This window comes from Paracoccus jiaweipingae, assembly GCF_044335505.1.
In the GTDB taxonomy this organism is placed as follows: Bacteria; Pseudomonadota; Alphaproteobacteria; order Rhodobacterales; family Rhodobacteraceae; genus Paracoccus.
On the sequence record NZ_JBISBS010000004.1, the window covers coordinates 14,509 to 28,027 of the forward strand.

The following is a 13,519-nucleotide window of genomic DNA, read 5'->3' on the forward strand; positions in this document are numbered from 1 at the left end:
AAACATATCGACTGCAAGAGGTCCCCATGCCCCCCCTGTTCCGCCTGACCGCAGGTCTGGCCCTGTCCGCGCTGCTGGCGCTGCCGGCCCATGCCGCCGAGATCACCGTTTTTGCCGCCGCCAGCCTGCGCAACGCGCTGGATCAGGTCGCCGCGGACTGGACCGCCCGGACCGGCGACAAGGTCGTCACCTCTTACGCCGGCAGTTCGGCGCTGGCCCGCCAGATCGAACAGGGCGCACCGGCTGACCTGTTCATCTCGGCCTCGGTCGACTGGATGGATGCGCTGGACAAGGCAGGCGCGATCCGGCCCGACAGCCGCCGCGATCTGTTGGGCAATACGCTGGTGCTGATCGCCCATGACCCGCAGGCGCGGCCCGTGGACCTGCCCGACCTGCCCGCGCGGCTGGGGGCGGGGCCGCTGGCCATGGCGATGGTCGATTCCGTCCCCGCCGGGGTCTATGGCAAACAGGCGCTGACGCATCTGGGGCTGTGGGGCGCGGTGTCGGACAGGGTCGCACAGGCCGATAACGTGCGCGCCGCGCTGGCGCTGGTCGCCCTTGGCGAGGCCCCGCTTGGCATCGTCTATGCCACCGACGCCAGTGCCGAACCCAGGGTGCACCCGGTCGCCACCTTCCCCGCCGACAGCCACGACCCGATCACCTATCCGGCGGCGCTGACCACCGATGCCGACCCCGCCGCCGCCGCCTTTCTTGAGGCCCTGTCCGCCCCGCAGGCCCGCGCCGTGTTCGAGGCACAGGGCTTTGCCGTGCTGACCCCATGACGCTTGGCCTGTCGCCTCAGGAATGGCAGGCGGTGGCGCTGTCGCTGCGGGTCGCCGCCACCGCCACGCTGGTCAGCCTGCCCTTTGCCATCGTGGTGGCATGGCTGCTGGCGCGGCGGCGCTTTTGGGGCCACGGCCTGCTGAACGCGGTCATTCACCTGCCGCTGGTGCTGCCGCCGGTGGTGACGGGCTATCTGTTGCTGATCAGCCTTGGGCGCAATGCGCCCTTGGGGCGCTGGCTGGCCGATACGCTGGGGCTGGTGCTGGCCTTTCGCTGGACCGGCGCGGCGCTGGCCGCCGCGATCATGGGCTTTCCGCTGATGGTGCGGGCCATCCGGCTGGGGTTCGAGGCCGTCGACCCGCGTCTGGAACAGGCGGCGCAGGTGCTTGGCGCCCCGCGGGTGCTGGTCTTTGCCACCGTCACCCTGCCGCTGATCCTGCCCGGCGTGGTCGCGGGGGCGGTGCTTGGCTTTGCCAAGGCGATGGGCGAATTCGGCGCCACCATCACCTTCGTGTCCAACATCCCCGGCAAGACCCAGACCCTGCCATCCGCGATCTATGCCTTTCTGCAAGTGCCGGGGGCCGAGGGGTCGGCCCTGCGGCTGGTCGCGGTGTCCGTCGTCATTGCCGTTACCGCCGTCGCGCTGTCCGAAGTGTTGGCGCGGCGCGCGCAGGCACGGGTCAGCGGCCAATGAAGCTGGAGATCGACATCCGCCACCGCTTTGACGGGCTGGACCTGCACGCCGCGTTTCAGGTGCAGCCGGGTCAGGTCACGGCGCTGTTCGGGCCGTCGGGCTGTGGCAAGACCACCGTGGCCAATGCCGTGGCGGGGCTGTTGCGGCCTGATTCGGGGCGCATCGCCATGGGCGGGCAGGTGCTGTTTGATGCCGCGCGCGGGGTGAATCTGGCGCCGCATCGCCGCCGCATCGGCTATGTCTTTCAGGATGCGCGGCTGTTTCCGCATCTGACGGTGGCGGGCAATCTGCGCTATCCGGCGCGGTTCCTGCCGCGCGCAAGGCGGCCCGACCCGGCCCGGATCACCACGCTGCTGGGGCTGACCGCGCTGCTGGACCGGCGCACCGGTGCGCTGTCAGGGGGGGAACGCCAGCGCGTTGCCATTGCCCGCGCGCTGTTATCCGACCCCTCGGCGCTGGTGCTGGACGAACCGCTTTCCGCGCTGGACCCCGCCCGCAAGTCCGGTATCCTGCCATGGCTGGAACGGCTGCGCGACCACCTGCGCCTGCCGATCCTGTATATCAGCCACGCCACCGATGAACTGGCCCGGCTGGCCGATCAGGTGGTGCTGATGCGGGCGGGGCACTGCGAATCACCCCGGTCGCTGGCCGATCTGCTGTCGGACCCTGTGCTTGGCCCCGCCCTTGGCCCGCGCGAGGAAGGCGCCCTGATCCGCGCCACCATCGGCGGCGATGCCGGCGACGGGCTGACCCATGTCCTGACCGAGGCCGGACCGATGCTGTTATCGCGCAACCTGCCGCCCGAAGGTGCCACCATCGCCCTGCGCATCTTCGCGCACGAGGTCTTGCTGTCGCGCGACCGCCCCGACGGCCTGTCGGCGTTAAACGCCCTGCCCGCCACCGTCATCTGCGTGACCCCGCAAAGCCCGGCCGAGGCACTGGTTCAGCTGCGCGCCGGGCAGGCACGGCTGCTGGCGCGGGTGACGGCAAGGTCGGTGCGCAACCTGTCGCTGGCCCCCGGCACGCCCTGTCACGCGCTGGTCAAATCGGTGGCGCTGGCCCGCGCCTGACCCACGCGCCGCCCGGTCCCACGGCCACCCCACAGGCATGGCGGCCAGCGCCCGCCAGCGGTGGCTGACAACGCGGTCGGGCACTGCGCGGGGAATGGGCAAAGCCCCCGGACAGGGGGCGCAAATCCGCCATCCGCGCCGGATGCCGGCCAATCTGTGCCGTGCCGTTTTACATGCGCAACTTTTGCGATAAAATCGCCGCAACGACCAACCACAGCCCCGGCAGGGGGCCAAGCAGGCAAGGCAGCATGAACAAATTTCTGAAACTGGCGATCGTGATGCTGGTCGCATCTTGCGGCGGCGGGGGCAAATATCGCGCCCCCAGCAATCTGGACGATGCCTGCGCGATCACGGCGGAACGTCCGGCCTATTACCGCGCGATGAAATCCGCCGAACGGCGCTGGGGGGTGCCGGTGCATGTTCAGATGGCGTCGATCCATCAGGAATCGAAATTCATCGGCAATGCCAAGACCCCGCACCGCTTTGCGCTGGGGATCATTCCGCTGGGGCGCCAAAGTTCCGCCTATGGCTACAGCCAGGCGCTGGACGGCACATGGGAGGAATATCTGAAGGAATCAGGTAACCGCCGCGCCAAGCGCGACGACATCCGCGATGCCACCGATTTCATGGGCTGGTATATGGATGGCACCAGCCGGCGGCTGGGGATCTCGAAATGGGATGCCAGCAACCAGTATCTGGCCTATCACGAGGGGCGCGGCGGCTATTCCCGCGGCTCGCATCTGGCCAAGGGTTGGCTGCTGAATGTCGCGGGCAAGGTGCAAAACCGCGCGGCGCTGTATCGCGCGCAACTGGTGGCCTGCGGCAAGGCCTGACGCCCCCACAGCCCCGCCGCGCCCTGCCCCTGCCCCTGCCCCGCGTCGTCGGGTCGCGGGGCGGGCGGTGGACGCGCGCCGCCGGGCTTGGCAAAAGGGGAACATCCCTGCCCGAAAGGTGCCGCATGTCCCCCGATCCGCGCTTTGCCACGCTGCAATCCGACCGCGCCCGCTATTTCACCCCGCGCTGGTTTGCCGAATTGCTGTCGGCGCGGCTGTCGCTTGGCGACACGTTCTGGATCGGCAATTTCGGCACCGCGCTGCTGATCGTGCCGGTCACCATCATCCTGTTGCTGCTGCCACAGATGGTGGCGATTCCGCCCCGTGCGCAGACCGCCCTGCTTGGGCTGTGGCTGGCGGTTCTGTGCGGCTTTGCGCTGTTCCTGCTGGTCGCGGTGACGCGGGTGGCGCTGCGCACGCCATCTGTCGGGGGCTGGCGGTGGGCGGCGGTCGGGGTCACGGCGCTGAACACGCTGGCGCTGTTGGCCAGCCTGTCGCGGGTGCTGTCCTGAGGTGGAAAAAGGGGCCATCGCGGCCCCCTTGGCTTATTTGCGGCGCTGAACCTCGTTCGCGATGACGAATTTCGACGGCGGAATGGCCACGCCGGTCTGCATGTCACCCAACACCACCGTGGTTTTGGTGCCGCTGTCATCGGTCACGATCCACTGGCGCAACTGGGTCGGGTTGGCGGTGAATTTCATCTGGATATTGCCATATTCCGGGTGCGCCGGGTCTTGCGCCGTGACCACCGTGGCGTTCTTGACCTCGCCATAGCCGGTCACCATTTTCGCCCGGCCCAAATTGACGTTATCGGCCAGAATGATCGACAGCGGGGTTTTCGACAGCGGGTATTGCTGCGCGCCGCTGTTCGATTTCTTGTCAAACACCGCGACCTGCCCGCCCGAGGCCAGCACCAGCGTGGCGTCATTCTTGTATTCGAACCGCACCCGCCCCGGACGGTGGATATACACTTTCCCGGTCGAGATGGTGCCATCGCCATTCACCTGCGTGAAATCGGCCACGGCGGTTTTCAGCCCGTTCAGGTAACGGCTGATCTCGTTCAGGGGGATCTTGTCGGCCATTGCCGGAACGGCAAGACCAAAGGCGAGGACGGGCGCAAGGGCGAGGGATGCAAGTTTCATGCCGGGATCATGCCTGTTTTTACGGCGACTTGCACATCACATATCGGCAAGCCTTCGCCCCCCAACGCTGACATATGTGCAAGCGTTCCCGCCACCGCCCGGCATCGCACCCCCCCCCGACATACCCGCCATCACATGACTGTCGCCCCGCCGACACCGTGCTGTCATGCAGATGGTTTAGGGCAGATGGCCTGACCCACCTGACCGGAAAGACCAAACATGACCCTGATCCTGCCCCGCCGCCCGAAACCGGGCCTGACCCGCCGCCACCTGCTGGGAACCGGCATCGCCGCATCCGCCGCGCTGGCCCTGCCTGCCATCAGCCGCGCCGCCAGCCGCCCGGTCTTTGACCTTGGGGTTCAGTCGGGCGATGTGCGGGCGCATTCCGGCGTGGTCTGGACCCGCGCCGACCGCCCCGCGCGCATCGCGCTGGAGGTCGCCACCACCGAATCGTTCAGGGATGCCCGTCAGGTCGCCATGCTGAACGCCCTGCCCGAAGGCGACATGGCGGTGAAATGCCTGCTGACCGACCTGCCCGCTGACCAGCACATCTTTTACCGCTTTACCGCCACCGACCTGACCGACAGCAACGCCACCAGCGAACCCGTCACCGGCCAGTTCCGCACCGCCCCGACCGAACGCCGCAATATCCGCTTTGCGTGGTCGGGCGATACCGCCGGGCAGGGCTGGGGCATTGATGACGAAGGCATGGTCACCTATGCCACCATGGCCCGGCACGAACTGGATTTCTTCATCCATTCCGGCGACACCATCTATGCCGACGGCCCGATGCAGCCTGAAACCGAAACCGAAACCGGCATCTGGAAAAACACCGTCCTGATCCCCGAGGTGACAAAGGTCGCGGAAACCATCGACGAATTCCGCGGGCGCTGGAAATATAACCAGATGGACCGCCACGTTCAGGCCATGTCAGCCATGGTGCCGACATTCTTCCAGTGGGACGACCACGAAGTCGTCAATAACTGGTCGCCGGGCAAGGACCTGACCGATGACGACCGCTATACCGAAAAATCGGTGCCGCTGCTGACCGCCCGCGCCGCCCGCGCGTTCCACGAGATGACGCCGATCAGCTATACCCCGGCCGAGCCGGGCCGCGTCTATCGCAAGATCGCCTATGGCCCGCTGCTGGACGTGTTCTTCCTTGACCTGCGCAGCTATCGCGGGGCCAACAGCGACGGGATGCAGACCGACATCACCGCCGACTCCCAGATTCTGGGCAAGGCACAGATGGACTGGCTGAAAACCGCGCTGAAGGCGTCACGAGCGACGTGGAAGGTCATCGCCTGCGATATGCCCATCGGGTTGTGCGTCTGGGACAAGGTCGGTGATGTCAAGAATGTCGAGGCCGTCGCAAATGGCGATAACGGCAAGCCGTTGGGGCGCGAACTGGAATTCGCGGATCTGCTGCGCTTTATCCGCGACCAGAAGATCGTCAACACCGTCTGGCTGACGGCGGATGTGCATTACACCGCGGCGCATCATTACAGCCCCGACCGCGCGGCGATTCAGGATTTCAACCCGTTCTGGGAATTCGTGTCCGGCCCGCTGCACGCCGGCACCTTTGGCCCGAACGATCTGGACATGACCTTCGGCCCCGAGGTCCGCTTTGTCAAAGCCCCCGAGGCAGGCCGCGTCAACCTGCCGCCCTCCGAGGGGATGCAGTTCTTTGGCCTGGTCGATATCGACGCCGCCACCGCGCAAATGAAAGTGCGGCTGATGGATCGCGGCGATGCCGAGCTGTGGTCCGTCACGCTGGACCCGGAAACCGCATAAGGCGCAAGCGGGGGGCTGTCTGCCCCCCACACCCCCCGAGGATATTTGAGCCAAGGCGAAAGCCCCGCCGGTTTCATCTTGGGGAAAATATCCTGCGGGGGTCCGGGGGCCGCACAGGCCCCCGTCCGGCCCGCGCCGACACCGACAGGCGCGATCACCGTGCGAAAAGCCCCTGCCAGTCGGCCAGCCCCTTGACCTCGATCGGGTTGCCCGAGGGGTCGCGGAAGAACATCGTCGATTGCTGGCCCGGCTGGCCGCTGAAGCGGGTCTGCGGCGGCAGCACGAAATCCACCCCCGCCGCGACCAGCCGGTCGGCCAGCGCCTGCCAATCGGCCTGTTTCATCACCACGCCCAGATGCGGCATCGGCACCAGATGATCCCCGACCTTCCCGGTATCGGTGGTGGCGAAAGGCGCCCCCAGATGCAGGCTGATCTGATGGCCGAAAAAGTCGAAATCGACCCAGCTTTCGGTGCTGCGCCCCTCGGCACAGCCCAGAACACCGCCATAAAAGGCGCGGGCTTTGGTCAGGTCATCGACGTGACAGGCAAGGTGAAAGCGGGTTTCCATCTGTTCCCTCGTGCTGGTCATGGTTCAGTCTGGCCGCCGTCCCCCCAGCGCGGCGGTCAGTTCCGCCGCGATGGTGGTGACATGGGCGGCCTGCGCGGCAATGCGGGCATCGGTCAGCCGCGCCGCCAGCCCCGAGACCGAGATGGCACAGGCGGCCTCGGCCTGCGGCGACCACACCACCGCCGCCAGACAGCGCAGGCCGGTGACGTGTTCTTCATCGTCAATCGCGTATCCGCGGGCGCGGATGGCGTGGATGTCGTCCAGCGCGGCACCGATGTCGCGCAGGCTGTGGCGTGTCATCGGGTGCAGGCCGACGCGCTGTGCCAAAGCCGCGATATCGGCATCGGGCCATGTCGCCAGAATGGCCTTGCCCATGCCCGAACAAAACACCGGCACCCGCCCCCCCGGCGGCGAAATCGCGCGCATGATTTCCCGGCTTTCGACCTGACTGACCGTCACCAGCTGGTCGTGATCCAGAATGCCCAGATTGGCCGTTTCGCGCGTGGCATCGCGCAACCGGCGCAGGAACGGCAGCGCGGCGGCGACGAAATTGCGGCGCCGGCCATAGGCGGCCCCGACGGCAAACGCCTCTCGGCCCACGTGCCACAGCTGGGTTTCGGGTTCGAACTGGGCAAAGCCGTGCTGTTCCAGCGTGGTTAACAGCCGGTGCGTGGTCGATGACGCCAGACCGGCCTCGCGCGCGATCCCGGACAGGCGCAGCCCCTCGTCAGCGGCGGACAGCAATTGCAGCAGGGTCAGCGCACGGCCAACAGATTGCACGCCGGATTTCGCATCGCTCATGGCACTTTCCGTATCGTGGAAAACTTTTTCCATTTTCTCACATCCCGGCGCCGCGCGCATTACCTTTCTGTCAAAGACCGGAGGAGTCCCATGACCGATTATGTCACCCGCCACGGCCTGTCAGTGGCCGCCCCCCTTGCCAGGCTGATCGAGGATCGCGTGCTGACCGGCGTCACCGCTGATGCGTTCTGGTCGGGCTATGCCGCGATGCTGCGCGACCTGATGCCGGTGAATGCGGCGCTGCTGGCCCGGCGTCAGCAGTTGCAGGACCAGATCGACGACTGGCACCGCGCCCATCGCGGCCAGCCTTTCGATGCGGCGGCCTATCAGGCGTTTCTGACCGATATCGGCTATCTTCAGGCTGACCCGGCCCCGTTTAAGATCGGCACGACCAATGTCGACCCCGAAATCGCCAGCATCGCCGGACCGCAACTGGTGGTGCCGGTGATGAATGCGCGCTTTGCCCTGAATGCCGCCAATGCGCGCTGGGGCAGCCTGTATGACGCGCTGTATGGCACCGACGCCATCGCAGGCAGCGCCAGTGGCAAGGGCTATGACCCCAAACGCGGGGCGCAGGTCATCGCATGGGCGCGCGCGCATCTGGACCGCGTGGTGCCGCTGGCGGGCGGGTCATGGGCCGATGTTCGGGCGCTGGCGGTGCGCGACGGGGTGCTGCATGTCACCACCCCGGTTGACAGCGGGCTGGCGGACCCTGCGCAATTCGCGGGCTATACCGACAGTGGCGATGTGTTCCTGCGCGCGAACGGCTTGCTGATCCGCATTGTCGTCAACCCCGACAGCCCGATCGGCCGCGACGACCCGGCGGGCATCGCGGATGTGGTGCTGGAAAGCGCCCTGACCGCCATTCAGGATTGTGAAGATTCCGTCGCCGCCGTCGATGCCGAAGATAAAGTCACGGTTTACAGCAACTGGCTGGGGCTGATGACCGGCGATCTGGCGGAAAGTTTTGACAAGAACGGCCAGACCATGACCCGGCGCCTGAACCCGGATGTCGACTTTCTTGACCCGCAGGGCCAGCCTGTCAGCCATCCGGGCCGGGCGTTGCTGCTGGTGCGCAATGTCGGCCACCTGATGACCACCGACGCGGTGCTGCTGGATGGTCAGGAAACGCCCGAGGGGATGCTGGACGCCGCCGTCACCGTCGCCGCCGCCATGCATGACCTTGCGAAAACCAGCGGTCCGCGCAACAGCCGCGCCGGGTCGGTTTACGTCGTCAAACCCAAGATGCACGGCCCCGAAGAGGTCGCCTTTGCCGACACGCTTTATGGCCGGGTCGAGGACCTTCTGGGCCTGCCCCGCAATACCGTCAAGCTGGGGGTCATGGACGAGGAACGCCGCACATCCGCCAACCTTCTGGCCTGTATCGCGGCGGTCCGGGATCGCTGTGTGTTCATCAATACCGGCTTTCTGGACCGCACCGGGGACGAGATTCACACCTCGATGCAGGCCGGCCCTATGGTCCCCAAGGCCGAGATGAAATCCAGCGCATGGCTGACCGCCTACGAGGCCGGCAATGTCGATGCCGGGCTGGCCGCCGGGCTGGCGGGCAAGGGCCAGATCGGCAAGGGCATGTGGGCCAAACCCGACGCCATGGCCGAAATGCTGGACCAGAAGATCGGCCATCCCAAAGCGGGCGCCAACACCGCCTGGGTGCCCTCGCCCACCGCGGCGACCCTGCACGCGACGCATTACCATCAGGTCGACGTGGCGGCGCTGCAAGACCAGATGGCATCGCGCGAAAAGGCCAGCCGCGATGCGCTGCTGACCCTGCCGCTGCTGGCGGGCCGCAACCTGTCCGAGGCCGAGATCCGGCACGAGCTGGACAACAGCTGTCAGTCGATCCTTGGCTATGTCGTGCGCTGGGTCGATCAGGGCGTGGGCTGTTCCAAGGTGCCCGATATCGACGACATCCCCCTGATGGAGGACCGCGCCACGCTGCGGATTTCGGCACAGCATCTGGCCAACTGGCTGATGCATGGCATCATCACCCAGGACGATATCGAGGCCGCGCTGCGCCGCATGGCCCCCAAGGTCGACGCGCAAAACGCGGGCGACCCGGCCTATCGCCCGATGGCACCCGGCTTTGACGGGCCGGCCTTTACCGCCGCGCGCGACCTGATCGTGCAGGGCGCGACCCAGCCCTCGGGCTATACCGAGCCGCTGCTGCATGACGCACGCCGCCGCGCCAAGCTGCAGGCCTGATCAGGCCAAAGCGGCCCCCGCAACGCCGGGGGCCGCGACCAGCGGACGCAGCGATTTCCCGCAACCCCGCCGAAAACATACCTTTCCCGAGTTGTCCGCGCGCCATCCCTCTACTAAGACACCATGAGCATTCGGTAAGGTAAGCCATGGTCGATTTCGTTATTTTCGCAGCCACCCAACGGACAGGTTCGACGCTGGTGCAGCGTCTGTTCAACACCAATCCCCACACCATGATGTGGGGCGAGGCCGGGCAGGCGCTGGTCAAGGTTCTGGGAATGCAGGCGCAGGCGATGAAGTTTTCCGACGCCTCGCGCGGGTATCGCGATTCATGGCTGAAGGACCGCGACCCCGCGCAGGATATTTCCTGTCTGGCCCCCGCGCCGCGCTTTATCCATGCCGCGACGGTTGCTGCGGCCCGCGCGTTTGTGGACGGGCTTTACCCCCCGCAGGACGGCATCCGCACCGGCTTCAAAGAGGTCAACCTGCCGCCGCAGCTGGTCGACATCCTGCAAGCCGCGTTTCCGGCCATGCAACCGGTCTTCCTGACCCGCCACCCCGCCGATGCGTGGCGCAGCACCCCGACCGACTGGCCGATTTCGCTGAACCAGTTCCTGCATACATGGAAACGCAACACCGAGGGCTATGCCGAACGTGGCCGCCTGCTGTGGCTCGAGGACGTGATCCGCGACCCCGACACCAGGGCCTATCTGGCCGGTCTGGCCGGGATCACGCCGGATGATTACGACAAGACGCTGAACATCAATGTCAACAGCACCCCGGCCAGCAACCCGCGCCCCGTCGATGAACAAATGCATGTGGCGCAGGAATGCCGGCACCTGATCCCGGATCACATCCACGACCGCTGGCTTGCCAAACAGAACCGCTGATCCGCCACACAAAACGGCGCGTCCGGTGGAACGCGCTGCTTGCCTCGCTTCTGTCATAAATACCTGACCCGGCCCACCACAGGCGCTGTGGCCGGGGGCTTCAGACCTCGGGGATCAGCACTTCGCGCTTGCCGACATGGTTGGCGCTGCTGACCACGCCCTGATCCTCCATCATCTCGACGATGCGCGCCGCCTTGTTATAGCCGATGGCCAGCTTGCGCTGGATATAGCTGGTCGAACACTTGCGGTCCTTGGCCACGATTGCCACCGCCTGATCATACAGCGCGTCATCGCCATCGGCACCGCTGCCAAGCCCCAGCACGGCGTCGATATCGCCGGCGCGTTCATCCTCGGGGCCTTCGACCACGCCGGATTTGTAATCGGGCGGGCCAAAGCTTTTCAGGTGGTTCACGATCTCCTCGACCTCTTCGTCGCTGACAAAGGGGCCGTGGACGCGGGTGATGCGCGACCCGCCCGCCATATACAGCATATCGCCCTGCCCCAGCAGCTGTTCCGCCCCCTGCTCGCCAAGGATGGTGCGGCTGTCGATCTTGGACGTGACCTGAAAGCTGATCCGGGTCGGGAAGTTCGCCTTGATCGTCCCGGTGATCACATCGACCGAGGGGCGCTGGGTGGCCATGATCAGGTGAATGCCCGACGCCCGCGCCATCTGGGCCAGACGCTGGATGCAGGCCTCGATTTCCTTGCCCGCGACCATCATCAGATCGGCCATCTCGTCGACGATGACGACGATATAGGGCACGGTTTCGGGGGCGAATTCCTCGGTCTCGAAGATCGGCTCGCCGGTATCCTCGTCAAAGCCGGTCTGGACGGTGCGCTTGAACATCTCGTCCCTGGCCAGCGCCTCGCGGACGCGGTGGTTAAAGCCTTCGATATTGCGCACGCCCATCTTGGACATCTTGCGGTAACGGTCTTCCATCTCTCCGACGACCCATTTCAGGGCCACGACGGCCTTTTTCGGGTCGGTCACAACCGGCGACAACAAATGCGGAATACCGTCATAGACCGACAGTTCCAGCATCTTGGGGTCGATCATGATCAGGCGGCATTCATCCGGCGTCAGCTTGTAAAGCAGCGACAGGATCATGGTGTTGATCGCCACCGATTTCCCCGAACCGGTCGTCCCCGCGATCAGCAGGTGGGGCATCTTGGCAAGGTTGGCGACCACGGGTTCACCGCCGATATCCTTGCCCAAGGCCAGTGGCAGCGGCTGTGGCGTGTCGCCAAAGGCGCGGGCGGCCAGAATTTCGCGCAACAGAACCTTTTCGCGGCGCTGATTGGGCAGTTCGATCCCGATCACGCTGCGCCCCGGCACGGTGCTGACCCGCGCCGACAGCGCCGACATCGACCGCGCAATATCATCGGCCAGACCGATCACGCGGCTGGCCTTCAGGCCCGGCGCGGGCTCCAGCTCGTACAGGGTGACGACCGGGCCGGGATGGACGGCGGTGATCTGGCCCTTGACGCCGTAATCGTCCAGCACGGCCTCAAGCATCCGGGCGTTTTCGGTCAGCGCCTCCTGGCTGAGGGGTGACCGCGCCACGGTTTCCGGTGCCGCCAACAGCGACAGCGGCGGCTTTTCGTAATCGCTGTGCTGATCGGCAAAGGACAATTGCGGCTCGGCCTCGGTGCGGGCCTGCCGCGAGGGCGCCGGTGCCCTGGCCTCAAGGCCAATCGCGGGCTGGCGGTCGGCGGCAAAGGGCGCGGCCTCGCGCCCGGTCAGCCGCGCGGTCACCGATTTCAGCACCGAAATCCGCCCCTCGGGGTGGTCGTGGCGGTGGCTTTCCACCGCTTCGTGAATGCGGGCGCTGATCTGTGCCGGATCGGGGTCTTCGTCGTCGTAATCGCGATATGGCTCGATCAGTTCGGATTCCAGCACATCGTCCTGATCGTCCTGCCAGTCGGGCAGGTCCAGCCGGGGCGCGACCGGCGCGGCCTGTGGCGCAGCCGGGGTCAGGCTGGCCGGGTCGCCCGGAACCGCCCTGTCCGCGCGGGCAGATTTGCGGGCCTGCGCGCCCGCGCGCATCCGCGCCGCCGCATGGCCCGAGGCCCGCACCCCGCGCCCCAGCACCCGCCGCGACACCGCCGCCGCCGTCATCAGCCCGTTGCGCAGGAACCGCGCAATCGCCTGCAATTCGCCACGGTCAAAGCCCAGAACGAAGGCCCCAAAACCAAGCCCGATCACCGCCACGATCACCGTCGCGACCTTGATTCCGGCGCTGGCGGAAAACGGCATCAGGTTCAGCACCGCCCCCATCACCATGTCCCCGAAATGCCCGCCAAGCCCATAGGTTTCGGCCCACCCCGCCGGCGGCAGCATCGAGGTCGCATAGACCGACAACAGCGCCACCCAGATCGGCAGGAAGGCGCCGCGCATGATGCGGTCCTCGCCCCGGTGCAGCATCAGGCGGATGCCCCAGACGACCGCGCCCACGACCAGCCCCCAGGCCCCCAGCCCGGCAATCATCATCAGGGGCGAGGCGATATAGGCCCCGACCCGCCCCAGCAGGTTGGTGGCCGGTGCATCCGTCGCCGCCAGAAAGCTGGGATCATCGGGGGAATAGCTGGCCAGCAGCATCGCGATCAGCGCGCCCAGAACAACCAGCGCCGCCCCGGCCAGTTCCTTGCCACGCCGTTCCAGCGCCGCCTGTGTGCTTTGGTCAAACAGCGGGTCGCGATGTTTTGCCTGCCAGCTCGCCATCC

The 13,519-nt window shown here is 66.5% G+C and carries 12 protein-coding genes; 8 read left to right on the forward strand and 4 right to left on the reverse strand.

What is annotated here, in order from left to right:
- Positions 1 to 26 precede the first annotated feature (26 nt).
- From modA to ACFXP9_RS08565, 5 genes are all read left to right on the forward strand, one after another.
- Positions 27 to 782: a molybdate ABC transporter substrate-binding protein gene (modA, locus tag ACFXP9_RS08545; protein WP_397209140.1), complete on the forward strand. Its 756-nt coding sequence runs from the start codon at positions 27 to 29 to the stop codon at positions 780 to 782.
- Positions 779 to 1,477 carry a molybdate ABC transporter permease subunit gene (modB, locus tag ACFXP9_RS08550; RefSeq protein ID WP_397209139.1) on the forward strand — a complete coding sequence of 233 codons (699 nt, stop codon included), beginning with the start codon at positions 779 to 781 and terminating at the stop codon, positions 1,475 to 1,477. The genes modA and modB overlap by 4 nt, the downstream gene beginning before the upstream one ends.
- The gene (gene modC / locus ACFXP9_RS08555) at positions 1,474 to 2,547 is read left to right on the forward strand and encodes a molybdenum ABC transporter ATP-binding protein (RefSeq protein WP_397209138.1); all 1,074 of its coding nucleotides are present in this window, start codon (positions 1,474 to 1,476) and stop codon (positions 2,545 to 2,547) included. Before modB ends, modC begins: the two co-directional genes overlap by 4 nt.
- A 248-nt stretch (positions 2,548 to 2,795) precedes the next feature.
- Entirely contained in the window at positions 2,796 to 3,380 is a 585-nt protein-coding gene (locus ACFXP9_RS08560) for a transglycosylase SLT domain-containing protein (RefSeq protein ID WP_397209137.1), read from the forward strand.
- A 125-nt stretch (positions 3,381 to 3,505) separates the two neighbouring features.
- The gene (locus tag ACFXP9_RS08565; protein ID WP_397209136.1) at positions 3,506 to 3,892 is read left to right on the forward strand and encodes a hypothetical protein; all 387 of its coding nucleotides are present in this window, start codon (positions 3,506 to 3,508) and stop codon (positions 3,890 to 3,892) included.
- 33 nt (positions 3,893 to 3,925) lie between these two features.
- On the opposite strand, the gene ACFXP9_RS08570 is transcribed toward ACFXP9_RS08565, so the two are convergent.
- Positions 3,926 to 4,522, reverse strand: coding sequence for a LolA family protein (locus tag ACFXP9_RS08570; RefSeq protein ID WP_397209135.1), 597 nt, complete (start codon positions 4,520 to 4,522; stop codon positions 3,926 to 3,928).
- Positions 4,523 to 4,741: 219 nt separating this feature from the next.
- Here ACFXP9_RS08570 and ACFXP9_RS08575 point away from each other — a divergent pair, with 219 nt between their 5' ends.
- Positions 4,742 to 6,316: an alkaline phosphatase D family protein gene (locus tag ACFXP9_RS08575; RefSeq protein ID WP_397209134.1), complete on the forward strand. Its 1,575-nt coding sequence runs from the start codon at positions 4,742 to 4,744 to the stop codon at positions 6,314 to 6,316.
- A gap of 154 nt (positions 6,317 to 6,470) precedes the next feature.
- Here the strand turns inward: ACFXP9_RS08575 and ACFXP9_RS08580 are convergent, their stop codons facing one another.
- Complete coding sequence (locus ACFXP9_RS08580; protein ID WP_397209133.1) at positions 6,471 to 6,905, reverse strand: VOC family protein; 435 nt, start codon at positions 6,903 to 6,905, stop codon at positions 6,471 to 6,473.
- A 3-nt stretch (positions 6,906 to 6,908) separates the two neighbouring features.
- Positions 6,909 to 7,685 (reverse strand): IclR family transcriptional regulator, encoded by a 777-nt coding sequence (locus ACFXP9_RS08585; protein ID WP_397209132.1) that lies wholly within the window; start codon positions 7,683 to 7,685, stop codon positions 6,909 to 6,911.
- Positions 7,686 to 7,775: 90 nt separating this feature from the next.
- Between ACFXP9_RS08585 and ACFXP9_RS08590 the strand changes: the two genes are divergently transcribed.
- Positions 7,776 to 9,908: a malate synthase G gene (locus ACFXP9_RS08590; protein ID WP_397209131.1), complete on the forward strand. Its 2,133-nt coding sequence runs from the start codon at positions 7,776 to 7,778 to the stop codon at positions 9,906 to 9,908.
- A 146-nt stretch (positions 9,909 to 10,054) separates the two neighbouring features.
- Positions 10,055 to 10,795 (forward strand): sulfotransferase, encoded by a 741-nt coding sequence (locus ACFXP9_RS08595; RefSeq protein ID WP_397209130.1) that lies wholly within the window; start codon positions 10,055 to 10,057, stop codon positions 10,793 to 10,795.
- A 100-nt stretch (positions 10,796 to 10,895) separates the two neighbouring features.
- On the opposite strand, the gene ACFXP9_RS08600 is transcribed toward ACFXP9_RS08595, so the two are convergent.
- A complete protein-coding gene (locus ACFXP9_RS08600) occupies positions 10,896 to 13,517 on the reverse strand; it encodes a DNA translocase FtsK (RefSeq protein ID WP_397209129.1) in 2,622 nt (873 codons plus the stop codon).
- Positions 13,518 to 13,519: the final 2 nt, after the last annotated feature.

What these genes read in the sequence shown, in the direction of transcription:
- modA (WP_397209140.1), top strand. Translation starts at nt 27, where the DNA reads ATGCCCCCCCTGTTCCGCCTGACCGCAGGTCTGGCCCTGTCCGCGCTG.
- modB (WP_397209139.1), top strand. Translation starts at nt 779, where the DNA reads ATGACGCTTGGCCTGTCGCCTCAGGAATGGCAGGCGGTGGCGCTGTCG.
- modC (WP_397209138.1), top strand. Translation starts at nt 1,474, where the DNA reads ATGAAGCTGGAGATCGACATCCGCCACCGCTTTGACGGGCTGGACCTG.
- ACFXP9_RS08560 (WP_397209137.1), top strand. Translation starts at nt 2,796, where the DNA reads ATGAACAAATTTCTGAAACTGGCGATCGTGATGCTGGTCGCATCTTGC.
- ACFXP9_RS08565 (WP_397209136.1), top strand. Translation starts at nt 3,506, where the DNA reads ATGTCCCCCGATCCGCGCTTTGCCACGCTGCAATCCGACCGCGCCCGC.
- ACFXP9_RS08570 (WP_397209135.1), bottom strand. Translation starts at nt 4,522, where the DNA reads ATGAAACTTGCATCCCTCGCCCTTGCGCCCGTCCTCGCCTTTGGTCTT.
- ACFXP9_RS08575 (WP_397209134.1), top strand. Translation starts at nt 4,742, where the DNA reads ATGACCCTGATCCTGCCCCGCCGCCCGAAACCGGGCCTGACCCGCCGC.
- ACFXP9_RS08580 (WP_397209133.1), bottom strand. Translation starts at nt 6,905, where the DNA reads ATGACCAGCACGAGGGAACAGATGGAAACCCGCTTTCACCTTGCCTGT.
- ACFXP9_RS08585 (WP_397209132.1), bottom strand. Translation starts at nt 7,685, where the DNA reads ATGAGCGATGCGAAATCCGGCGTGCAATCTGTTGGCCGTGCGCTGACC.
- ACFXP9_RS08590 (WP_397209131.1), top strand. Translation starts at nt 7,776, where the DNA reads ATGACCGATTATGTCACCCGCCACGGCCTGTCAGTGGCCGCCCCCCTT.
- ACFXP9_RS08595 (WP_397209130.1), top strand. Translation starts at nt 10,055, where the DNA reads ATGGTCGATTTCGTTATTTTCGCAGCCACCCAACGGACAGGTTCGACG.
- ACFXP9_RS08600 (WP_397209129.1), bottom strand. Translation starts at nt 13,517, where the DNA reads ATGGCGAGCTGGCAGGCAAAACATCGCGACCCGCTGTTTGACCAAAGC.